Source organism: Pseudomonas sp. RL_15y_Pfl2_60, assembly GCF_963970595.1.
Taxonomy (GTDB): Bacteria; Pseudomonadota; Gammaproteobacteria; order Pseudomonadales; family Pseudomonadaceae; genus Aquipseudomonas.
Genome location: NZ_CAXAOE010000002.1, coordinates 204,572 through 226,889 on the forward strand (window position 1 = coordinate 204,572; position 22,318 = coordinate 226,889).

Sequence of the window (22,318 nt, forward strand, 5' to 3'; positions counted from 1 at the left end):
GCATATGGAATTCGCCTTCTATTTCGCTGCTGGCATTGCCGTGGCAGCCACATTCAGGGTTATCACCGGTACCAATCCGGTGCATGCCCTGTTGTACCTCATCGTCTCGTTGCTGGCGGTCGCCATGACCTTTTTTGCCCTTGGCGCGCCGTTCGCCGGTGCGCTGGAGATCATCGTCTACGCGGGCGCAATCATGGTGTTGTTCGTGTTTGTGGTGATGATGCTTAACCTTGGCCCTGTCGCCGCTGAGCAAGAGCGCAAGTGGCTGAGCCCGGGGATTTGGGTCGGGCCGTCGATTTTGTCCTTGCTGCTGCTGGCCCAAGTACTCTATGCCCTGTTCAGCACGCCAAGTGGCGCAGTGATTGGCACCCAGATGGTCGATGCGAAAGCGGTCGGCATCAGTTTGTTTGGTCCGTATTTGTTGGTGGTCGAACTGGCTTCCATGCTGCTGCTGGCCGCGCTGGTTGCGGCCTATCACCTGGGCCGCCATGAAGCTAAGGATGTGACGCCATGAGTGCGATTCCAATGGAGCATGGCCTTGCGCTGGCGGGCCTGCTATTCAGTCTCGGCCTGATTGGCCTGATGGTTCGGCGCAACATTCTGTTCGTGCTGATGAGCCTTGAAGTCATGATGAACGCCACCGCCCTCGCCTTCGTGGTCGCGGGCAGCCGTTGGGTTCAACCCGATGGCCAGGTGATGTTTATTTTGGTGATTACCCTTGCAGCAGCCGAAGCCAGCATTGGCCTGGCCATCTTGCTGCAGCTGTATCGCCGCTTCAACACGCTCGATATCGACGCAGCCAGTGAGATGCGCGGATGAATCTATTATTTTTAACCTGCCTGTTTCCTCTGCTTGGCTGGCTTGCCCTGTCGTTCTCACGCGGACGGATCTCGGAGAACCTCGCCGCATTGATTGGCGTAGGCTCGGTCGGCCTCAGCGCCCTAACTGCAGCCTGGGTCATCCTGCAGTTCAACATCAACCCACCGGCTGACGGCGTCTACACCCAAGTGCTGTGGCAGTGGATGAGCGTGGAAAGCTTTACCCCAAGCTTCACCCTGTATCTGGATGGCCTGTCGGTCACAATGCTCGGTGTAGTGACCGGCGTAGGCTTTCTGATCCACCTCTTTGCCAGTTGGTACATGCGCGGTGAGGAAGGCTATTCGCGCTTCTTCTCCTACACCAACCTGTTTATCACCAGCATGCTGTTTCTGGTGCTGGGCGATAACCTGATGTTCCTGTACTTCGGTTGGGAAGGTGTAGGCTTGTGCTCATACCTGCTGATTGGTTTCTACTTCAAGCACCGCGCTAACGGTAATGCAGCGCTGAAGGCCTTTATCGTCACCCGTATTGGTGATGTGTTCATGGCGATTGGCCTGTTTATCCTGTTCCAGCATCTGGGCACACTGAACATTCAGGAACTGATGATCCTGGCGCCGCAGAAATATGCCGCCGGTGACAGCTGGCTGTGGATTGCGACCCTGATGTTGCTCGGCGGCGCCGTCGGTAAATCGGCGCAACTGCCGCTGCAAACTTGGTTGGCAGATGCCATGGCTGGCCCGACGCCAGTCTCGGCACTGATTCACGCTGCAACCATGGTGACCGCCGGTGTTTACCTGATCGCGCGGACTCACGGTCTGTTCCTGCTAACCCCCGAGATCCTTGAGCTAGTCGGGATTGTCGGCGGTGTGACCTTGGTTCTGGCCGGATTTGCCGCACTGGTACAAACCGATATCAAGCGCATCCTCGCCTATTCGACCATGAGCCAGATTGGCTACATGTTCCTGGCCCTGGGTGTTGGCGCCTGGGATGCGGCCATCTTCCACCTGATGACTCACGCTTTCTTCAAAGCCTTGCTGTTCCTGGCTTCTGGCGCGGTGATCAATGCCTGCCATCACGAGCAAAACATCTTCAAAATGGGTGGTTTGTGGAAGAAGCTGCCGCTGGCCTACGCCAGCTTTATCGTCGGTGGTTCGGCACTCGCTGCATTGCCGCTGATTACCGCTGGTTTCTACTCCAAGGATGAAATCCTTTGGGAAGCCTTTGCCAGCGGCCATAGCTACTTGCTGTATGCGGGCTTGCTCGGTGCATTCCTGACCTCGATCTACACCTTCCGCCTGATCTTTATCACCTTCCACGGTGAAGCCAAGATTGAAGCCCATGCAGGCAAAGGCGTTGCCCATTGGCTGCCGCTGACGGTGCTGATCATTCTTTCGACCTTCATTGGCGCGCTGATCACGCCACCGCTGGCCGGCGTCCTGCCTGAAAGTGTTGGTCACGCAGGCGGCGATGCTCAGCATCAGTTGGAGCTGGCTTCGGGCTTGATCGCCATTGCCGGGATATTGCTGGCAGCGCTGTTGTTCCTTGGCCAGCGCCGCGTGGCCAGTGCTATTGCCAGCAGTGCTCCTGGGCGTTTCTTGTCTGCCTGGTGGTTTGCCGCATGGGGGTTCGACTGGCTGTATGACTGGCTGTTCGTCAAGCCCTATTTGCTGATTACGCGCCTGCTGGCTCGCGACCCCTTTGATCGCACGATCAGCATCATTCCGCGCAGCACACGAATCGCTCACCTGGCGCTTAGCCGCACCGTAACCGGTGGCCTGCGCTGGTATGCCATGTCCATTGCCGGGGGCGCCGTTCTCGTGCTCGCCCTGCTGCTTCTGAATTAAGGAAAACCGACAGTCATGATTCTGCCCTGGCTAATCCTTATCCCCTTTATTGGCGGCCTTTTGTGCTGGCAATTCGAGCGCTACAGCAACACGCTGCCGCGCTGGATTGCCCTGTTTACCATGCTTTCGCTCTTTGTATTGGCGCTCTGGCTGTGGATCACCGGTGACTTCACCCTCGCCCCGGCACCGGGCGGCGATCCTGTATGGGCGCACGAGTTCAAGATGCAGTGGATTCCACGCATGGGCATCACCATCCATTTGGCGATGGATGGCTTGTCAGTGCTTATGGTGGTACTCACCGGTCTGCTCGGTGTGCTGTCAGTACTCTGCTCCTGGAATGAAATCCAAAACCGCGTTGGCTTCTTCCACCTCAACCTGATGTGGATTCTCGGCGGCGTGGTCGGCGTGTTCCTCGCCGTCGATCTGTTTCTGTTTTTCTTCTTCTGGGAAATGATGCTGGTCCCCATGTACTTCCTGATTGCCTTGTGGGGACACAGCGGCAGCGAAGGCAAGACGCGGATCAACGCAGCGACCAAGTTTTTCATCTACACCCAGGCCAGCGGCTTGGTGATGCTGATCGCGATCCTGAGCCTGGTGTTCATCCACTTCCAACAAACAGGCGACTGGACATTCAACTACGCTGATCTGCTGCGCACCCAGTTCGCCCCGCACACTGAATACCTGCTGATGCTCGGCTTCTTTATCGCCTTTGCGGTCAAGTTCCCGGTAGTGCCGTTCCACTCCTGGTTGCCCGATGCCCACGCGCAAGCGCCAACTGCGGGTTCGGTCGATCTTGCCGGTATTCTGCTGAAAACCGCAGCCTATGGCTTGATCCGCTTTGCCCTGCCGCTGTTTCCCAATGCATCGGCGGAGTTCGCGCCTATCGCCATGTACCTGGGTGTGTTTGCGATTATCTACGGTGCGCTGTTGTCCTTTGCCCAGACCGATATCAAGCGTTTGATCGCCTACTCCAGCGTTTCGCACATGGGTTTTGTCCTGATTGCTATCTATTCAGGCAACGAGATCGCCATGCAAGGCGCCGTAGTGCAGATGATGGCTCACGGTCTTTCAGCGGCTGCACTGTTTATTCTCTGCGGTCAGCTGTACGAACGCCTGGGCACTCGCGATATGCGCCAAATGGGTGGTATCTGGGGACGCATGCCATGGCTTCCGGCAATCAGCCTGTTCTTTGCAGCTGCCGCACTGGGTATGCCGGGCACGGGGAACTTCGTTGGCGAGTTCCTGATTCTCATCGGCAGCTTCCCTGGCGCCCCCTGGATCACCTCCATCGCAGCGACCGGCTTGGTATTTGGCTCGGTCTACTCGCTGATCATGATTCACCGCGCCTACTTCGGCCCGAGCAAATCAGATGAACCCTTGCTCGGCTTGAAGGCCCGCGAGCTGACCATGGTTCTAGGCCTTGCCGGCTTGCTGGTATTGCTCGGCGTTTATCCGCAGCCGGTGCTCGACACCTCCGCCGCCAGCACCCATGGTGTGGTGCAGTGGATGAGCAGCGCGTTCAATCAACTTGATCAGGCCCGGTAAGCAGTTTTATGGACTTCACGACTCAACATCTACTCGCCCTGCTGCCGTTGCTGATCACCAGCCTGACTATTGTCGCGGTCATGCTGGGAATCGCCTGGAAGCGCAATCACGCCATGACCTTTGGCATCTCGGTCATTGGCCTGAATCTGGCACTGCTTTCAGTGTTTGCCGCCATCAGCGTTGCCCCGTTACAGGTCACGCCGCTGTTGATGGTCGATAAATTCGCCTGTTTCTACATGGTATTGGTGCTGGCATCGACCCTTGCCTGCGTGACCTTGATTCATGCCTATCTGGGCGGGGAATCTGGCAAAGGCTACCCCGGCAACCGCGAAGAGCTGTACCTGCTGATCCTGCTCAGCGCTGCAGGCGGCTTGGTCCTGGTCAGCGCCCAGCATCTGGCGGGCCTGTTTATTGGTCTTGAGCTGTTGTCGGTGCCAAGTTACGGGATGATCGCCTACGCTTTCTTCAACAAGCGCTCGCTGGAAGCCGGTATCAAATACATGGTGCTCTCGGCGGCGGGCTCGGCCTTCCTGTTGTTCGGCATGGCACTGCTCTATGCCGACTCTGGCAGCATGAGCTTCGCCGGTATTGGTCAAGTGGTGGCCGGTGGCGCCCCGAACCTGTTGGTTGAGATTGGCTTTGGCATGATGCTGGTCGGCTTGGCCTTCAAGTTGTCGCTGGTGCCTTTCCACCTGTGGACAGCAGATGTCTATGAGGGCGCCCCTGCCCCAGTGGCCGCTTTCTTGGCGACCGCTAGCAAGGTGGCCGTGTTCGCCGTGCTATTGCGCCTCTACGAAGTCTCACCGGCGGCAAATGGCGGCTGGCTAACAGACTTGCTGACGGTGCTCGCCATCGCCTCGATTCTGTTCGGCAATCTGCTGGCGCTGTTGCAAAACAACATCAAACGTCTGCTTGGTTATTCATCCATCGCACACTTCGGCTATTTGCTCATCGCCCTGATCGCCAGCAACGGCCTGGCGATTGAAGCGGTGGCGGTTTACCTGGCCATGTATGTGCTGACGACACTTGGCGCCTTCGGTGTTATCACCTTGATGTCGACCCCCTTTAAAGGCCGCGATGCGGACGCGTTATACGAGTACCGTGGCCTGTTCTGGCGACGCCCGTACCTGACTGCGGTGCTGACGGTAATGATGCTCTCGCTGGCGGGTATTCCGCTCACCGCAGGCTTTATCGGCAAGTTCTACATCATCGGCGTCGGTGTTGAGTCGCAACAATGGTGGCTGCTCGGAGCGCTGGTGCTCGGCAGTGCGATTGGTGTGTTCTATTACCTGCGGGTCATGGTGACCTTGTTCCTGGTAGAGCCTAACCTGCATCGCCATGACGCACCGTTCGACTGGGGTCAACGCGCAGGCGGCGTGATGCTGATGGTGGTTGCCTTCTTGGCATTCTTCCTCGGCGTTTACCCGCAGCCATTACTGACCCTGCTCGCGCAGTTCAGCATCGGCTAGGCCGAGCTGTTGCATAAAAATGGAGACCCATTGGTCTCCATTTTTGTTTACGCCCTGATTACACAGCCAGATGCTCGTAAAGAATCGCCGCGCCAACCAGCATAAGAACAACACCGCCAATCATTTCCGCACGCTTGCCAACTGCATTGCCGAGCATGCGACCGAGCATCACGCCAATAGTGACCATTACGGTCGTGGCAAGGCCGATAGACGCAGCCGCTATCCAGATATTTACATCTATAAAAGCCAGGCCTACGCCGACTGCCAGAGCGTCAATGCTGGTGGCAAAGGCGGTCACTGCCAAGATCAGGAAGGAGTGTTGATTAGGCTTTTCAACAGACTCATCATCGTGCTGAAGACCGTTGTAGATCATGTGCAGACCCAACACCATGAGCAAGGTGAATGCAATCCAGTGATCCCAGCGCTCAACGTATTGGCTGGCAACCTGGCCAATGCTCCAGCCGATGACCGGTGTAATCGCTTCAATCACACCAAAGATCAGGCCTGTTCGCAGGGCTTCGCTTAAACGCGGGTTATGCAGACTGGCGCCTTTACCAAGAGCCGCTGCAAAAGCGTCCGTTGACATGGCCATGGCAAGAAAAAATAAGGAAATGGGATTCACGATTAATATCCAGTCGGGCTATGAGACAACGACGCAACCACACGCCCGACTTTAGGCATGGATGCATCGCTGGTCTCGCCAACCAGAAGGTGTTCGTACCACGGCATGCTGCCGAGAATGTTGATACGAACGCTCTATGACCGCAGGTCAAGAGCAGGCTACTCCCCAACAAGGGCGAAAAGTATAGCTTCTTGAGCAGAAAATGGCCAGACCCAAAGCCTGACCGGATACCTGCGAGCTGGGTGTAGCCTTCGGCCACAGCTTCGCAAGCCAATGCAAAAACGCGGCGGCCAATTACTTGGCCACCGCGTTAATTACCGATTACAGGTCAACGCATTTAATGCGTCAAAGCACCATTGCTGCAATCCAGCCGAATACCAGCAGCGGTATGTTGTAGTGCAGGAATGTAGGCACCACGCTGTCCCAGATATGGTTGTGCTGGCCGTCGATGTTCAAGCCCGAGGTCGGCCCCAGGGTTGAGTCGGATGCGGGTGAACCCGCATCACCCAAAGCACCGGCAGTACCAACAATGCTGACAATCGCCAGCGGGCTAAAACCCAGTTGCAGTCCCAGCGGAACAAAGATCGCAGCGATAATTGGCACGGTCGAAAACGACGAGCCAATCCCCAAGGTCACCAGCAAGCCGACCAATAGCATCAGCAAGGCACCTACGCCCTTGTTATTTCCGATTAGCGCGGCGGCATCGTCAACCAGGTGCTTGACGTCGCCTGTGGCCTTCATCACCTCGGCAAAACCGGCGGCGGCAATCATGATGAAACCAATCATGGCCATCATCTTCATGCCTTCAGTGAACAGGCCGTCGGCCTCTTTCCAACGCACTACGCCAGACACTGAAAACACCACAAAACCGGCCAGTGCTCCGATGATCATCGAGTCCAGCCAGAGCTGCACGACAAACGCCACAGCGACAGCTACCGCTGCCACTAACAAGCTGCGCGGATTGTACTTAACCTCGACACGCTCGACCTGTTCGATCTTCTCAAGGTCATAGACGCGTTTTTTGCTGTAGCTAAACAGTACAGCAACCAGCAACCCGCAGAACATCCCCAGCGCAGGCAGCGCCATGGCATGGGTCACGCTGATGCCCTTGATATCGACCCCGGCTTTAGCCACGTTGGCCAGCAGGATTTCATTGAGAAAAATCCCGCCAAAACCAACCGGCAAGAACATATAGGGCGTGACCAAGCCAAAGGTCAGGACGCAGGCAATCAAACGCCGATCGAGCTGCATTTTGCTCAAGATATAAAGCAGCGGCGGTACCAGCAGCGGAATAAACGCAATATGAATCGGCAACACGTTCTGCGACGCAATCGCCACGCACAGCAGCAATGCAATCAACATCCACTTCAAGGTTCCGGTTGCACCACCTTGATCTTTTCCGCCGACCAATGCCACAGCCTTGTCGGCCAACGCATGGGCCATGCCTGACTTGGCAATCGCCACCGCAAAGGCACCCAGCAATGCGTATGACAAGGCGACCGTTGCACCGCCGCCAAGCCCGTTGTTGAATGCCTCAAGTGAACCATTGAGGCCGAGACCGCCAATCATGCCACCGGCCAACGCGCCGACGATCAACGCCACCACCACGTGCACCCTGCACAAACTGAGGATCAGCATGATGCCGACCGCTGCTATGACTGCGTTCATCAATTGCTCCCTAGAGCTCGACTAGAATTCACCGGAATACGCCTTTGATTCGGCGATCCGCAAAAAAAGGCGGCTACTCTGCCGCATCAACCCTAGGCTGTCAAAACTTCTCGCCCGCTGGTGGTTATGGCTATTTGCAGCCCTCGAAAACCAACCACAGCAACGGCCTGGCCTAATAAGCCAGTTCAATTGGCGTTTGCACACTTGCCGCTCCACCCATTTACTCGCTAGCCTGCATCTTTCTATACAGGGAGTGCTGCATGCTTAATATCGCCGTAGTCGCCGGTTCCAGTCGCAATAACAGTCAATCAGGAAAGGTGGCGCGATTTCTTCGCAAGCGCCTGATGCATCTTGGCCTGACCAGCGAGACGCAAAGCCAGGTCATCGACCTTGGACTTGCACCTTTGCCACTTTGGCCTGCTGAAGATGATGGTCCATGGGGATTATTCAGCCAGCAACTGAAAAGCGCTGATGCCGTTATCATCGTTGCGCCTGAATGGAACGGCATGGCTTGTCCAGCGATCAAGAACTTCTTTATCTACGCCAGCAAAGCTGAGCTCGCACACAAGCCTGGGTTGCTAGTTGGTGTTTCGTCAGGGATTGGCGGCAGTTCCCCGATCAGTGAACTGCGCGCGTCGAGCTACAAAAACTGCCGGCTGTGCTATCTGCCTGAACACTTGATTGTGCGTCATGCCGAGCAAGTGCTGAACATGCCTGAACCACAGTCCGAGGATGATCAGCGCATTCGTGCGCGGATTGACTACAGCCTCGACATCCTTGGTAAATACGCCCAGGCACTCAAGCCTGTACGCGAATCCATCGACATGTCGCAAGCAGCGTTCAGCAACGGCATGTAGGCAGGCTGTCACAACCCATTGCCAAGAGCCCGGTTGATGCCGGGCTTTTTAGTGTTTACAGCCCGAGTGAAACTGCAAAAAAGCGTGAATTTGAATGTCTTGATCGTGCGTTTCCCGTTGCATTTGGTTCGAATTCAATAAAACAGTCATGCAGATGAATTTCTTATCAAGAAACCCAGTATCTAGCCGATAGTTCGGTATCCAAGGTTTTCACAAAGGAACACTGCATGATGTTCAACCGGCTCTCGATCCAGCTCAAAATCACTCTACTTGCAGGGCTATGCCTGGTGGCAATTGTGACTTTGCTGGTAGGCGCATCACTTTATCAAGCTAAGCAGAGTGCCGACCTGGTCAGCGCATCAAGCAGCGAGATGCTTAAAGACAGTGCCGAATTGCGCCTTGAATCGCGCGGGGAACTGCAAGCGATTCGCATCCAGCGCTACTTCATGGACTCCTACCAATACGGCAAGGGGTTTTCTCGGCAGATTCTATTCCTTCGCGAACAAGCCGAGAAACGCTTCCTCGATGCCTTTGACCTGCGTGAAGACCTTACCCGCCAGGTACGCACCAGCCTTGAAGCAAACCCGGCGATTCTTGGCTTGTACCTGATATTCGAACCCAACGCCCTGGATGGCAAAGACGAGTTGTTCTCCGATCAAGCCGAGTTGGGTAGCAATGAAAAAGGCCGGTTTTCCTTGTACTGGTCACAGTCCACACCCGGCCAGCTTGAGTCGGAAACCCTGCCTGAAGAAGACCTCAATAAAACCGAGACAGGCCCTAGCGGCGACCCGTACAACGCTTGGTACACCTGCCCGCGCGACACCGCCCAAGCGTGCGTGCTGGAGCCCTATTTCGATGATGTAGCGGGCAAGCAAGTACTGATGACCAGCATTGCATTCCCGCTTCAAGTCGAGGGCAAGGTAATAGGTGTGGTCGGCCTTGATATCAGCCTCGATAGCCTTCAACAACTGAGCACGCAGGCCAGCAGCGAGCTTTACGACGGCCAGGCGCACGTCAGCATATTTAGCCCAGCAGGTTTGATTGCTGGCCACAGTCTAGACGCCAGCATGCTCAGCAAGTCGCTGGACAAAGCCTTTCCAGAGCAAAGCAACGAAATCCAGGCACTGATTAGCGCCGGGAAATCAGCCGCGTTGCACCAAGCCGAGATGCTGCGTGTGGTCGAGCCATTCAAGCCGATTCCTGAAGCCAAACCCTGGAGCGTGATGATTCAGGTACCGGAACAGGTTTTGCTGGCCCCTGCCCTGAAGCTCCAAGCTCAGCTTGATGAGCGCAGCACACAAGACAGCACGGTAGCCCTGCTCATTGGTTTGGTTGCGGCAGTGCTCGGCCTGCTCCTGATGTGGCTGACCGCTCGTGGCGTGACGCGTCCGATCATTGGTGTCTCGACCATGCTCAAGGACATTGCCAGCGGTGAAGGTGATCTGACCAAACGCCTGAACTACACCAAACAGGATGAACTCGGCGAGCTTGCGAGCTGGTTCAACCGTTTCCTCGATAAGTTGCAACCGATCATCGCCGAGGTGAAGCGCAGCGTCGTAGACGCTCGGGCGACCGCCGACCAGTCGGCGTCGATAGCCAGCCAGACCAGCGCCGGCATGCAACAGCAGTTCCGCGAAGTTGACCAGGTTGCAACAGCATTCCAGGAAATGAGCGCCACCGCCCATGATGTCGCACAAAACGCAGCGCAAGCCGCCGAGGCTGCGCGCAGTGCTGATCATGCAACCCGTGATGGGCTCGGCGTTATCGATAAAACCACCTCATCCATCGAGTTGCTCGCCAATGAGATGAGCGTCGCCATGCAAGAAGTCGAAGGACTGGCAGCCAGCAGTGACCAGATCGGTTCGGTGCTTGAAGTGATTCGCTCCATCGCCGAGCAAACCAATCTTCTGGCGCTCAATGCCGCGATTGAAGCCGCACGCGCCGGTGAAGCCGGCCGAGGCTTTGCCGTGGTTGCCGATGAAGTGCGCAGCCTGGCCAAGCGCACCCAGGACTCAGTCGAGGAAATTCGTCAGGTCATCGAAGGTCTGCAGAGCGGCACCCGTGAAGTGGTCAGCACCATGAACAGCAGTCACCGCCAGGCTCAAGGCAGTGTCGAGCAAGTTGAGCATGCGGTTGCCGCACTGCAGCGCATCAGCGAGGCGGTGAGCATCATTACCGATATGAACCTGCAGATTGCCAGTGCCGCTGAAGAGCAAAGCTCGGTGGCGGAGGAAATCAATCGCAACGTGGCCTCCATCCGCGATGTCACCGAGTCGATCACCAGCCAGGCAGATGAATCCGCCCAAGTCAGCCAGGATCTCAATCGCCTGGCCAACCAGCAACAAAGCCTGATGGATCAATTCCGCGTTTAAACTGGTTGTGAGCGGTTATCCGTGCATCACGGATAACCGCATGCCTGCGACAACAGGCGCGGCTGGATATTATCTGGGTTTGATCGCCAAGCGCCGGGACGGCAGCAGGATGCATACACTCAAGCCACCCAGCGTGCTTTCTCCCAAGGAAATATCACCGCCCCAGGCATCAACGATATCGCGCACAATCCCCAACCCCAATCCATGGCCGCTGACTTGTTCGTCAAGGCGAATCCCGCGGTTGAGCACATCTTCGCGGCGTTCGGCATTGATACCAGGGCCGTCATCCTCAATAAGCAGACGATAACCATCGCTACTCTGGCTAACCTGCAACTGCACCTTGGATTCAGCCCACTTACAGGCGTTATCAAGCAAGTTACCCAACAGCTCAAGCAGGTCTTCACGATCCCAAGGCAGGCGCAGCCCCGTGGGTGCCTGCCAATCGAGCTGTAAACCACGGTTGTGAATCATCTGCAGGGTGCTGAACAAACCGGGCAGCTCTGCTGCGCAATCAAAATGGGCACCGGGCAATGCCTCGCCGGCAAGCCGGGCTTTATTCAGCTCACGACTCAGCCGCTGCTCGATTTGCTCAAGTGCTTCTTCGAGCTTCTTGCGTAGCGCTGGATGGGCTTCAAGCTCGCTGCGCGATGACAGGTTAACCAATACTGCAAGCGGGGTTTTCAATGCATGGCCAAGATTGCCCAATGCATTACGTGAGCGGCGCAGCGTTTCTTCGGTATGCGCCAGCAGATGGTTGATCTGCTCGACCAACGGTTCCAGCTCAACCGGTACCTGGCTGTCCAATTCATTGAGCTGGCCTTGCTGCAATTGGGCAATCTGCTTACGGGTATTCTCCAGCGGCCTAAATGCCCGACGCACGATACTGCGCTGCAGGATCAGGATCAGCAGCAAGGCCCCGAGCCCGAGTCCCAGGCCGATGACCTGTACGTCGCGCACGCTTTTCAGAATGGGCGTGTAGTCCTCAGCCACATAGATGACCAGTTTCTGACCGAAGCGTTGATAGTCGCCTCGATAAGTCAGCAACTGTTGGTCTTGTGGGCCTTCGCTCAAGCCATCCTGCAACCCGGGCTTTTTCCCTGGCTGCAACTCGCTGTCCCACAAGGAGCGCGAACGCCAGGTTGTGTCAGCGAAATCAATGCGGAAATACAGCCCAGAGTATGGGCGTTTGTAGGCTGCGCTCAGGCGTTGTTCGCTCAGTTGAAAGCCTTGTGGGCCGCGCACCATTGCAACGATCAGCGACTCTGCTTCATCTTTGAGCCTGACCTCTATTTGCTCGCGCAGGCTGTGCTCGAACACCCATAACAGAGCTTGTGCCAGCAGTAACCCAACGACCACCAGAACCGCGACAAGCCCCAAGCTCAAACGCCGTTGAATAGATCTCAAGCGCTGGCACTGCCGAAACGGTAGCCTTGGCCGCGCCGGGTTTCGATCACTTCCCGGCCGAGCTTTCGGCGCAGATGGTTGACGTGTACTTCAATCACGTTGGAGTCGCGCTCGGTTTCACCGTCGTACAAATGATCGGCCAAGTGGCTTTTGGAGAGAATTTTACCCGGGTGCATCATGAAGTAGCGCAACAAACGAAACTCGGCAGCGGTGAGGTCAATCTCGGCGCCTTGACTGACAACGCTTTGCCGTCCCTCATCAAGCTGCAGGCCCGCGGCTTCGAGCTGTGGCTGGTTGGCCAGGCCACGAGCGCGACGCAGCAGCGCCTGGATGCGTAGCTGCAGTTCTTCAGGGTGAAAAGGTTTGCTCAGGTAATCATCCGCACCGGCTTTGAGGCCCGCGATACGATCAGACCAGGAGTCGCGGGCGGTCAGAATCAGAACCGGCGTTGCCAGCGCGCCACTGCGCCATTGCTGCAACACGTCAAGCCCTGGCAGGCCAGGCAACCCCAAGTCCAGGATTATCAAGTCATAGGGTTCGCTCGCCCCTTGGTAAACCGCATCGCGGCCATCGGCCAGCCAATCAACGGCATAACCTTGCGCAGTCAAGCTGGCGAGTAATTCATCGGCCAAAGGTACATGGTCTTCTACCAGCAACAGGCGCATTCAGTCGTCTTCCTCATCCTTCAAGATTCGCCCATCCCGGGCATCCAGTTCCAGTTCACGCACCTGGCCTTGCTGGGTCAGGAGTTCGATTTCGTAAACAAGTACATCATCCTCTTCCTCAAGCTCGGCTTCCAGCAAGGTCGCTTGCGGGTAACGTTCCATCGCGGGGCGCATAAGCTGCTCAAGAGGCTGTATCACACCCTCTCGGCGTAGACGCAAAGCTTCATCCTGATCGAGGTCGCGTGCATAGGCGCCCTGCGACAGGGTCAGTGCAAGCAACCCTGTCAGCAGGAACATTTTAGCCAGGACTTTCATTAGGAAACCTCTGAAAAAGGTAGCGCCGATAGCCATTGCAGCCGGACGCAGGCCCGAAGTGTATTTAATCGTCCTGATGATTTTTTAGCATTTTGCCTGTAGTGGCATCCATCTCAACATCCCATTTGATGCCGTCTTTATCCATGACTTCAAGCTGATAAATATACTTGCCGTATTCTTGCTCAAGTTCGGTTTCGCTAATGCGGCCACCAGGATGCAGCTTCAACACACTTTCGTTGAGCGACTGGAAATCCTTGATGGTCCCCGCATCACGCAATTTTACCGCTTCATCCGGGCCCAGGTCACGGGCGTTGGCGATGCCAGCACAGAGCCCGAGCACGGCAATCATGCCAACAGTCGTAAAGCGTTTCATAGTCGGTCCCCCATAGGGTTACTGTTGATGTTGGCCAGCTTACCCAGCTTGACTTAAGCCAAGCTGAATAAGCCTATCCGGCAGTAAATAAACTAAGAGCCGGCCATTCACCTCGTGAAGCCACTTGGCCTGTGCGCCATGGGCTCTATAATCGCTGCCTTGCGTGATGGAGACCAACATGAGCGCGATTATTATCAAAGCCCCTGCCTTGACTGTTAAAGCAGGCACACGCGCCATCGCTCGTATTCGTGAGCGCGGCTTACAGCCTGCGGATATTGGTATTTTGCCGGGCGCAGCAGGCGGCCCGAAGGCGCTGGGAATTCAGGGACTTGATCTGGCCTTGTTCGGCGAATGGCTACCGAAAGCGCCGCGTGAGCGCTCGCTGATCGGCGCCTCTATTGGTTCCTGGCGGTTTGCCAGCGCCTGCCTCCCGGATGCGGCGCAAGGGATACGCCGCCTGGGCGAACTCTACACTTCGCAGCGTTTCGCCAAGGGCGTGACCATGGCTGAAATCTCGCAGAGTTGCCGGGTCATGCTCGATGAGTTGCTCGAAGGCCAGGACGCGGCAGTATTGGATAATCCCAATTACCGGCTGAATATTGTCGTGGTCAAAAGCCACGGCCTGCTAGCTCACGATCATCGCGGCGTACTCGGCCTGGGGTTGTCATCGGTTATCGGCAACAACCTGTTGGCGCGGTCGCGACTGGCCCGCCATTTCGAGCGAGTCATTCTGCACGATGCCAGGCTTGCCCCGCCCCTCCATCCGCTGACCGATTTCCCTTCGCGCTATTTGCCCCTTGATGTTAACAACCTGCGCCACGCCCTATTGGCATCAGGCTCTATCCCAATGGTGATGGAAGGCGTACGCAATATTCCGGGAGCTGGAGACGGCACCTATCGCGATGGCGGCTTGCTCGATTACCACCTGGACCTGCCGTATAACGGCGACGATATCGTCTTGTATCCGCACTTCACCGACAAGGTCATCCCGGGCTGGTTCGACAAAACCATGCCATGGCGTCGCGGTGATAGCGAGCGGCTGAAGAATGTGGTGTTGCTCGCCCCCTCAAGCGAGTACCTGGCCAAGCTGCCCTACGGCAAACTACCAGATCGTAAAGACTTCACCCGCTTCCTTGGGGACGATACCAGTCGTGAGCGCTATTGGCGCATCGCTATGCAAGAAAGCCAGCGCCTGGGCGATGAATTCCTAGAACTGACCGAGACTGCCCAATTGAACGCTCGGTTGATCCCACTTTGAATCTCAAGACTCTCGGGTAAGCCTTTGATTAACCCTGTTTCGAGCAAGCTAAATAGGCCAATAAAAAGCGGAAAATTTCGCGTTTTATTGCCGCTGATCAGTGCAAACACACTTTTAATGCAAAAATCCATCTTTTTTCGAACTGATATGTGACTTCTGGGTCAACACCCGTCATCAACACTGTGAAGAGTCAGTAAAGACGCGCTCTTGCTGGCTTTCACATTTTTGGGACTAACTAGGAGTCACTGACCCAATGGACGCACAATTGCGTTGCAACGAAGCACTACTGATTGTCGACCGCGCCTTCCAACCGTTCCACTGTGTCGCCTGGTCGCCACAAAACGGCTCTGACGAGCTGACACTGACCATCCTCGACCACACCAGCACGCGCCTACTGGGCCGTACCAAGCTGTCGAGCAGCACATACAGCAACCCTGAGCTACTGGCCAAGGTGCTTACAGAATCTCGTGAAGAGTTGAGCCGTAAAGGCTTCGACCTCGCACCTTGGAGCATGCCGGCTTAATCTTCCGCCTGCCTCTCATCAGGCTACCGCTGCGCCGTTCAGTTTATCCTTGAGCGCAGCGGGGCCTGAATATTTGCCTGTCTCTGCCGAGGCAGCCATTTCTTGATCAGGATATTTGGCAATATCTGTGGGATTACTGTCCTTGTTGCCAAATAGCCATTGAGCGACACTGCATCCATCGCTCATCGAGCCAATCTTGATTGGAAAGCCCCATGGATGCGCTTAAAACAATTGCCTGCCTGATCTATCCCGACTTCATGAGCCTTGATGCAATAGGCCCATTGCAGGTCTTCGCCTCCGCAAACGTTGAACGCCAGCGCCAGGGCTTGCCAGCGTATTACCGCCCCCTGCTGCTCGCTCAGCAGGCGGGTCCCATCCGCACATCTGCCGGGATCGAGGTTATTGCCGAGCGGGCACTGGATGAAATCCAGGCCAAGGAAATCGATACACTGCTGATTCCTGGCGGCATTGGTGAGCAACAGCAAGTTTGCAATCAGCGACTACTGGCCTGGTTGCGGGCGAGCGAACCACAGATCCGCAGGCTTGGCTCAGTCTGCTCCGGCGCATTGATTCTGGCTGCGAGTGGCCTGCTTGATGGCCACCGCGCCACTACGCATTGGGCCGACGTTGAGACCTTACGGCGTAATCACCCGAATATCGAAGTACTCGCTGACCAATTGCATACCTATGACGCCCGCGACACACAGGGCAACGCCCATCTTTTTACCTCTGCAGGTGTGACCGCAGGAATTGACTTGGCGCTGGCCTTGATCGAAGCCGATTTGGGCCGGGTAATGGCACTCGCAGTTGCTCGCCGGCTGGTAATGTTTCTGCGCCGCCCAGGCGGTCAAGCGCAGTTCAGCGCCCTGCTCAGCCCGGAACCAAGCCGGACACCGCGCTTAGCGGCGCTGCTTGATTGGATTCCGACTCGAATCGGTGAAGACTTGAGCCTTGAGGTCCTAGCCGCGCAAGCCTGTATGACGCCACGGACGCTGTCACGGGTGTTTATCCAGGAACTTGGCGTTGGCCCCGGCAAATACGTCGAAAAAGTCCGGTTAGAGGCCGCACGCAACCTACTGCAAGACGCACAGGCTTCGATCAGTACGGTGTCCAGGCTTACGGGGTTTGGTCATCCTGAAAACCTGCGCCGCACGTTCCAGAAGCATTTGTCGGTAAGTCCGCAGGAATATGCCCAGCGCTTTACCTGACTAGCTTGTCTTGGCCGCGCATAGCGTCCGACCAATCCCCTGCTGATCCACCACTGATGCTTCACAACTGTGAGGTAAGGACTTTCCATGCTCGAATTACGCCCAAACTGCGAATCCTGTGCCCGTGAGCTGCCCGGAGACAGTGATGCTGCATTTATCTGCTCATATGAATGCACCTTTTGCCGCGACTGCGCCACTGAGCATTTGCAACTCAAGTGCCCAAACTGCTCAGGTGAACTCGTAGCGCGCCCGCGCCGGGCAATTGAAAAACCGCCACAAAGCACTGCACTGCAAAGCTGTCCGGGCCTATCTCAGGGAGATTACTGACATGCTATTGATCATGCAGCCAACCATTGCGCGTTTATTCATTTGCCAGGCCCTGTATTGGTGCTGCTCGATGATTGGCATCACCTTGACCGCGTTAATTGGCCTGCAGCTAGCGCCTTTGAACATTTTGGCGACTTTGCCGCTGGCTTTACTGGTGCTGGGTAACTTGTTGGCGGTGCAGCCGCTGTCGCTATACATGCAGCGCAACGGCAGGCGTGCAGGCCTGCTGCTCGGCGCGGGTTGCGGAGTCCTGGGCGGGCTGATCAGTGCTCTGGGTGTCTGGCTCGGCGATTTCACTATTTTGTGCATTGGCGCTCTGCCCATCGGCGCCTATCAGGCATCGGCTATGTACTACCGCTTCGCCGCACTGGAGGCGGTTCCCGAATCAACCAAAGGGCGTGCCAGCGCCTATGTAGTCGGCGGCGGTGTGGTTGCTGCTCTGATTGCACCGAGCCTGGCGCTTTGGTCAAAAAACGCATTGGCTACGCCATTCACCGGAGCTTACTTGATGATGGCAGTGTTAGCGCTTGTCGCCGCTGGCGTGCTCAGTAAGCTGCCGCAGGGGGCAGTGCCAACAGCCAGTACCGGCGGTTGGTCAGCCATGCATGATCTGCTACGCAGACCCGTGGTACGCGCTGCAATTGCCACAACTGCAATTGGCCATGGCTTGATGATTCTGGTGATGAATGCCACACCGCTGGCGATGCGTGGATGCGGTCTGTCCCTGGAAACCAGTGCATTGGTTATGCAATGGCACATGCTTGGTATGTTCCTGCCGGCATTTGTCGCTGGGCGCTTGGTCGATACGCTGGGGAGTCGGCGGGTGGCCGTGATCGGCAGCGGCGTGTTGTTAGTCAGTGCGGCTATTGCCATGAACGGTATCGCTCGCGACCATTTCTTGATCAGCTCGTTCTTGCTCGGCCTGGGCTGGAACCTGATGTTGATCGCTGGAACCACCCTACTCGCCCAGGGACATACACCAACTGAGCGAGGTCATGCCCAAGGTTTGATGGAGTTGAGCAATGGCTCAATGGCAGCCAGTGCTTCATTTGCCTCTGGTGCCTTGATCAGCACAATTGGTTGGAATGCCGTCAATATCAGCATTTTGCCGCTGATTGTCATCGTACTCTTGATGCTGATCCCCAGTCGGCGCACGCAACTGGCATAAGCCGTTCAGCACCAAAAGCAAAGGCGCCATCAAGGCGCCTTTGTTCACTGCGATCACTGCTTAGTAGTAAGCATTTTCTTTGTTGCTGTGATCGGTTACATCGCGGACGCCCTTGAGCTCAGGAATCCGCTCAAGCAGGGTTTTCTCGATACCTTCCTTGAGCGTCAGGTCAGCCTGGCCACAACCTTGGCAACCACCGCCAAATTGCAGCACGGCAATACCTTCATCAACCACATCAATCAAGCTGACCTGACCGCCGTGGCTGGCCAGGCCCGGGTTGATCTCGGTTTGCAGGTAATAGTTGATACGCTCGTTGATCGGGCTGTCTTCATTGACCATCGGCACCTTGGCATTGGGTGCCTTGATTGTCAGTTGGCCGCCCATGCGATCAGTCGCGTAATCAACCACGGCATCTTCCAGAAACGGCTCGCTTACTGCGTCGATCCAGGCAGTGAAGCTGGCCAGGCCCAGTGCTGTGTCTTCAGGCTTCTGCTCACCCGGCTTGCAATAGGCAATACAGGTTTCGGCATATTGGGTGCCAGGTTGGGTAATAAATACGCGAATGCCGATGCCCGCTGTGTCCTGCTTGCTCAGCAAATCAGCTAGATAATCGTGGGCAGCGTCGGTAATAGTAATAGTGCTCATGGCAACTCCTCGCAAACATGGGTGCAGTGTACGCCAACAGGGGCCATTTGATAAAGCCCGAGCATTTTTGTCGGATTAAATTTGGCTGTAACAACTCAGTGCCTCAACCGTCCAGTCTTTATCATCACACTGGCTGAGTGGAGACACCGATCAATGAACAAATCATGGCAAGTTTGGCCCGCCGTTTTGCTCCTGGGTTGCACAATGGCCCAAGGCTCGGTGCAGACGCTAACCAGCAGCGAACAACCCACCAGCGTGCTAGAGCTCTATACCTCTCAAGGTTGCAGCTCTTGCCCGCCGGCTGAAAAATGGTTGTCATCCCTTACTCAGTCGCCGGATTTATGGAAGCAGGTCATTCCCCTCGCCTTTCATGTCGACTACTGGGATTACCTCGGCTGGCAAGATCCCTTCGCCAACCAGAGCTATAGCGCCCGGCAACGTGCCTACGCGCGCAGCGGAGGCACCCGCTCGGTGTACACGCCAGGCTTCGTTGTTGCAGGTCACGAATGGCGTGGCTGGTTTCAAAATCAACCGTTGCGCTTGCCTGAGCAACAAAAAGCGGTTGGCAGGTTACAACTGAGCCTGGATGACAATCAGGTTGAAGTAGCGTTTAAGCCCGAGCAAACACCGCCCAAGGGGCTTACCCTCTATGTCGCTCGCCTTGGCTTCGGCATAGACACCCAGATCACCAATGGCGAGAACGCAGGCAAAACCATCAAGCACGACTTTGTGGTTCTGAGCCTGCAACAAGTCAGCGCAGTCAGTGACAACCACTGGCGTACCAAGCTGCATAAAGATCCGCGTGGTGAGCGCCAGGCGGTGGTTGCGTGGCTTGGCGCATCGGGTAACCCGGCGCCTTATCAAGCCGTCGGCGGCTGGATTGACCAATAAGCCTCAGTGGCCGCGCAGCGTTTCTGTGCGGCCATTATGACTCAGAGATTTTCGTAGCGGTTCATGTCCAGCACACCTGCCTGCACTGGATCAGTCTCCTGAATGTAGCGCGTCAGATCATGGAAGTAGCGCCAGAAGTCAGGATGGGTGCGGCGAACGCCCCAATGATCAACCACCCTTTCGAATGCGCCAGCATCCTTGGCTTGCTCTAGCGCGCTGACAAACTCCGGCACCTCTTGCGCCGGGACATTAAAGATAAAATTCGGATAGCTGCTCATGACCCCTGGATAGATGGTCAAGGTATCCAGCCCAGGTTCATAGCGCAGCCCTTCGCCTACCATAAAGGCAACGTTGCTGTGCATGCGGTTGCGCAAGATGCTGTAGATATTGCGTTTGCCGCTGGCTTCTTCGACGCGCAGCATTGTCGCTTCTGGTAACTGATGAATAACCTTGAGACCGGCCGCAGGCCTATTCGCCAAGCGACTTAATGCTTGCTCGGCTTGTTGCATCTGCGGGTCGGAACTGGCTTGGTAGCAATGGCCGTCCGGGCAGCGATTTATAGGGTCTGGCGCTGCATTCAAATCACCTGCGCGCACCAGTAGCTGTTTGGCAAAATCACGCATGGGTTGCTTGGGATCAAGCGAAAGCGCGGTTTTGGTATCGGTGTCGATACTTTCATAGTAGTCGAACCATAGCTTCAGGCGACCGCTATCGCGGTACCAGTCCTTCAATATGCCTTCGCGTGAGTCCGCAGGCATCAGGCGCAGGAAGTTTTGCTCGGCGCCATTGCGGATCAAATCAAAGTACAGGCGGGTTTGCGCTTGATGCGAGACATTGCCGTACACATCGAAATTGACCACCAGTTGATAGTAGGTGCGCTCCAGCAGAGGATAATCCATCCACCACATGGTTTGCGGAGTGCCACCGATCAGGCCACGGCGCACGGTTGCGCTGTCAAACTGACGAAAAATCGACAACAAGGCTTGATCATTTCCGGACCAGATATTGGACCAGCTCGGTAGCGGCGCGTCCTCATAACGTTCACTGCGCAGCTCTTCGTACTCATTACGTTTGTCGTGATAGGCATCCCACATACTGACGAGGTTGCCAATGTCATCAAACTGCCCCGGCATCGCCAACAAAGGCGTTGCCTCTGCGCGATATTCCGGGTCAGTGATGTACAGGTCGTGCTTGGGGTCCTGGAAGAAGGTCCAGAAATTATCACGGATCACATCCGTGGCAATTTGACCTCGACAAACCGGGCCACGAATAAAGGTACGGACAAAATACTCGGCGTCATCGAGCATGAATTGATAACGCGCCTCGGCCGGAATCGCCTTGTAGGTCTCGAACGGATTGGCCCGGCGATGAGCACCGTAGCCGGGTATGGCGTCAGCCGTCCAGGATGAATCAAAGAACATCGACTTGATATGCGCCATCTTCTTGCGGCTAAACGCATAGGTGATATGAGTCTTGTGCACTATGACATCGGGCACCATCGCCAAGCGGTAATAAAATTCATTGCCTGGGTCTTCGTTGGGACGACGGGTAGCGATCGGATCAATCGGTTTTCCGCTCGGTGTCCGTGAGCGCACTAACTGGAAAAAGTGCCGGGTCTTGCCATCGTCAAAGTACAGGTGCGCAAGGAACAGGTGCTCGTACAACCAGCGTGAAACCAACTCCTCACGCGCACCACGCTGGTTGAGAAATTCCTCCCACTCCTGCACCTGGGCGATTTCTGCGGGCGTGGCCAGCGGTACTGACTTATCGACAGGCGCCCCACTGGCGAGCCAGCGCTGCAGGGTTTGGTAGTCCTCAGCTGTCAGACCTGTCACTGCGAACGGCATGCCGACAGCCGGGTTTTTAGCGGCAAACTTATCAAAGTCACCAGGCAGGGTGCACTGGTTGACTCGGTTGATGCCAAGGTCGAGCTTTTCAGGCAATTTGCTGTTTGGGACAAAGCTATTGTTGTCGTGCCCAAGCTTGAGCATGCGCGCCATTAATGCAGCTTGGCCGCCTTGTTGATCGAGCACCGAGTTGAAACCCTTGTTACGCCACTCGGTCACGGTATGGGCGTCGTAGAACAAACGCGTAGGGTCCTGCGCCTTTTTACGCGCGCCGTCATATACCGGAGACTGACTGGCCCCGCGCTCTGCCCCTTCACCGCTTTCAAGCTTGAGCTGGCAAGGTGCGTCATAGCAGGCATGGCAAGCAACACAGTTTTTAGTGAAGATCGGCTGAATATCTTTGCTGTAGGAGATTTGTTCTGCCGCCAACAAAGGGCTGAACAAGGCAAAACATGCCGATATAAATGAACGATGCTGCATTACCACATCCTTATAAAA

Annotated in this window: 20 protein-coding genes, 2 pseudogenes and 1 riboswitch; of the genes and pseudogenes, 14 read left to right on the forward strand and 8 right to left on the reverse strand. The window is 56.0% G+C overall.

The genetic code is table 11. The annotated features are described in order from the left end of the window. Nucleotides 1–4 precede the first annotated feature (4 nt). The 5 genes from nuoJ to nuoN are packed head-to-tail and all read left to right on the forward strand — an operon-like array spanning nucleotide 5 to nucleotide 5,677. Nucleotides 5–514 carry an NADH-quinone oxidoreductase subunit J gene (nuoJ, locus tag AACY26_RS06100; protein WP_339512046.1) on the forward strand — a complete coding sequence of 170 codons (510 nt, stop codon included), beginning with the start codon at nucleotides 5–7 and terminating at the stop codon, nucleotides 512–514. Next, complete coding sequence (gene nuoK / locus AACY26_RS06105; RefSeq protein ID WP_010483897.1) at nucleotides 511–819, forward strand: NADH-quinone oxidoreductase subunit NuoK; 309 nt, start codon at nucleotides 511–513, stop codon at nucleotides 817–819. Before nuoJ ends, nuoK begins: the two co-directional genes overlap by 4 nt. Next, nucleotides 816–2,663, forward strand: a complete 1,848-nt coding sequence (gene nuoL / locus AACY26_RS06110) for an NADH-quinone oxidoreductase subunit L (protein ID WP_339512049.1) — start codon at nucleotides 816–818, stop codon at nucleotides 2,661–2,663. Before nuoK ends, nuoL begins: the two co-directional genes overlap by 4 nt. A gap of 15 nt (nucleotides 2,664–2,678) precedes the next feature. Continuing rightward, nucleotides 2,679–4,208, forward strand: coding sequence for an NADH-quinone oxidoreductase subunit M (nuoM, locus tag AACY26_RS06115; protein WP_339512051.1), 1,530 nt, complete (start codon nucleotides 2,679–2,681; stop codon nucleotides 4,206–4,208). 8 nt (nucleotides 4,209–4,216) lie between these two features. Continuing rightward, entirely contained in the window at nucleotides 4,217–5,677 is a 1,461-nt protein-coding gene (gene nuoN / locus AACY26_RS06120; RefSeq protein ID WP_339512053.1) for an NADH-quinone oxidoreductase subunit NuoN, read from the forward strand. A gap of 58 nt (nucleotides 5,678–5,735) precedes the next feature. Here the strand turns inward: nuoN and mntP are convergent, their stop codons facing one another. After that, nucleotides 5,736–6,299 carry a manganese efflux pump MntP gene (mntP, locus tag AACY26_RS06125; protein WP_339512055.1) on the reverse strand — a complete coding sequence of 188 codons (564 nt, stop codon included), beginning with the start codon at nucleotides 6,297–6,299 and terminating at the stop codon, nucleotides 5,736–5,738. Between the two features lie 7 nt (nucleotides 6,300–6,306). Then, nucleotides 6,307–6,478: riboswitch (yybP-ykoY riboswitch) on the reverse strand. Between the two features lie 166 nt (nucleotides 6,479–6,644). Then, nucleotides 6,645–7,967, reverse strand: a complete 1,323-nt coding sequence (locus AACY26_RS06130) for a Na+/H+ antiporter family protein (protein ID WP_339512057.1) — start codon at nucleotides 7,965–7,967, stop codon at nucleotides 6,645–6,647. Between the two features lie 260 nt (nucleotides 7,968–8,227). On the opposite strand from AACY26_RS06130, the gene AACY26_RS06135 reads away from it, so the two are divergent. The 3 genes and pseudogenes from AACY26_RS06135 to AACY26_RS21360 all read left to right on the forward strand — a co-directional run. Further along, a complete protein-coding gene (locus AACY26_RS06135) occupies nucleotides 8,228–8,824 on the forward strand; it encodes an NADPH-dependent FMN reductase (RefSeq protein ID WP_339512059.1) in 597 nt (198 codons plus the stop codon). Nucleotides 8,825–9,270: 446 nt separating this feature from the next. After that, nucleotides 9,271–10,290, forward strand: a pseudogene (locus tag AACY26_RS21355) (PDC sensor domain-containing protein); the annotation flags it as partial. Between the two features lie 390 nt (nucleotides 10,291–10,680). Beyond that, a pseudogene (locus AACY26_RS21360) lies at nucleotides 10,681–11,196 on the forward strand (methyl-accepting chemotaxis protein); the annotation flags it as partial. Between the two features lie 69 nt (nucleotides 11,197–11,265). Here the strand turns inward: AACY26_RS21360 and AACY26_RS06145 are convergent. From AACY26_RS06145 to AACY26_RS06160, 4 genes are all read right to left on the reverse strand, one after another. Further along, the gene (locus AACY26_RS06145) at nucleotides 11,266–12,600 is read right to left on the reverse strand and encodes a sensor histidine kinase (RefSeq protein ID WP_339512063.1); all 1,335 of its coding nucleotides are present in this window, start codon (nucleotides 12,598–12,600) and stop codon (nucleotides 11,266–11,268) included. Beyond that, the gene (locus AACY26_RS06150) at nucleotides 12,597–13,265 is read right to left on the reverse strand and encodes a response regulator transcription factor (RefSeq protein WP_339512065.1); all 669 of its coding nucleotides are present in this window, start codon (nucleotides 13,263–13,265) and stop codon (nucleotides 12,597–12,599) included. Before AACY26_RS06150 ends, AACY26_RS06145 begins: the two co-directional genes overlap by 4 nt. Continuing rightward, complete coding sequence (locus AACY26_RS06155; RefSeq protein WP_339512067.1) at nucleotides 13,266–13,580, reverse strand: PepSY domain-containing protein; 315 nt, start codon at nucleotides 13,578–13,580, stop codon at nucleotides 13,266–13,268. It lies immediately after the preceding gene. 64 nt (nucleotides 13,581–13,644) lie between these two features. Continuing rightward, nucleotides 13,645–13,953 carry a PepSY domain-containing protein gene (locus tag AACY26_RS06160; RefSeq protein ID WP_339512069.1) on the reverse strand — a complete coding sequence of 103 codons (309 nt, stop codon included), beginning with the start codon at nucleotides 13,951–13,953 and terminating at the stop codon, nucleotides 13,645–13,647. Between the two features lie 178 nt (nucleotides 13,954–14,131). Between AACY26_RS06160 and AACY26_RS06165 the strand changes: the two genes are divergently transcribed. The 5 genes from AACY26_RS06165 (at nucleotide 14,132) to AACY26_RS06185 (ending at nucleotide 18,437) form a co-directional block, all read left to right on the forward strand. Further along, nucleotides 14,132–15,211 carry a patatin-like phospholipase family protein gene (locus AACY26_RS06165; protein ID WP_339512071.1) on the forward strand — a complete coding sequence of 360 codons (1,080 nt, stop codon included), beginning with the start codon at nucleotides 14,132–14,134 and terminating at the stop codon, nucleotides 15,209–15,211. 253 nt (nucleotides 15,212–15,464) lie between these two features. Beyond that, nucleotides 15,465–15,734, forward strand: coding sequence for a hypothetical protein (locus AACY26_RS06170; RefSeq protein ID WP_339512073.1), 270 nt, complete (start codon nucleotides 15,465–15,467; stop codon nucleotides 15,732–15,734). A gap of 212 nt (nucleotides 15,735–15,946) precedes the next feature. Beyond that, nucleotides 15,947–16,942 carry a GlxA family transcriptional regulator gene (locus tag AACY26_RS06175; RefSeq protein WP_339512075.1) on the forward strand — a complete coding sequence of 332 codons (996 nt, stop codon included), beginning with the start codon at nucleotides 15,947–15,949 and terminating at the stop codon, nucleotides 16,940–16,942. A gap of 87 nt (nucleotides 16,943–17,029) precedes the next feature. Continuing rightward, nucleotides 17,030–17,269: a DUF1272 domain-containing protein gene (locus AACY26_RS06180; RefSeq protein ID WP_339512077.1), complete on the forward strand. Its 240-nt coding sequence runs from the start codon at nucleotides 17,030–17,032 to the stop codon at nucleotides 17,267–17,269. Between the two features lies 1 nt (nucleotide 17,270). Then, on the forward strand, nucleotides 17,271–18,437 hold the full coding sequence (locus AACY26_RS06185) for an MFS transporter (RefSeq protein ID WP_339512079.1): 1,167 nt from the start codon (nucleotides 17,271–17,273) through the stop codon (nucleotides 18,435–18,437). Nucleotides 18,438–18,497: 60 nt separating this feature from the next. Here the strand turns inward: AACY26_RS06185 and nfuA are convergent, their stop codons facing one another. Next, complete coding sequence (gene nfuA, locus AACY26_RS06190; protein ID WP_010483868.1) at nucleotides 18,498–19,082, reverse strand: Fe-S biogenesis protein NfuA; 585 nt, start codon at nucleotides 19,080–19,082, stop codon at nucleotides 18,498–18,500. 153 nt (nucleotides 19,083–19,235) lie between these two features. Here nfuA and AACY26_RS06195 point away from each other — a divergent pair, with 153 nt between their 5' ends. After that, nucleotides 19,236–19,973, forward strand: a complete 738-nt coding sequence (locus AACY26_RS06195) for a DUF1223 domain-containing protein (protein ID WP_339512081.1) — start codon at nucleotides 19,236–19,238, stop codon at nucleotides 19,971–19,973. Between the two features lie 41 nt (nucleotides 19,974–20,014). Here the strand turns inward: AACY26_RS06195 and AACY26_RS06200 are convergent, their stop codons facing one another. Beyond that, nucleotides 20,015–22,300, reverse strand: a complete 2,286-nt coding sequence (locus AACY26_RS06200; protein WP_339512083.1) for a fatty acid cis/trans isomerase — start codon at nucleotides 22,298–22,300, stop codon at nucleotides 20,015–20,017. Between the last annotated feature and the right edge of the window lie 18 nt (nucleotides 22,301–22,318).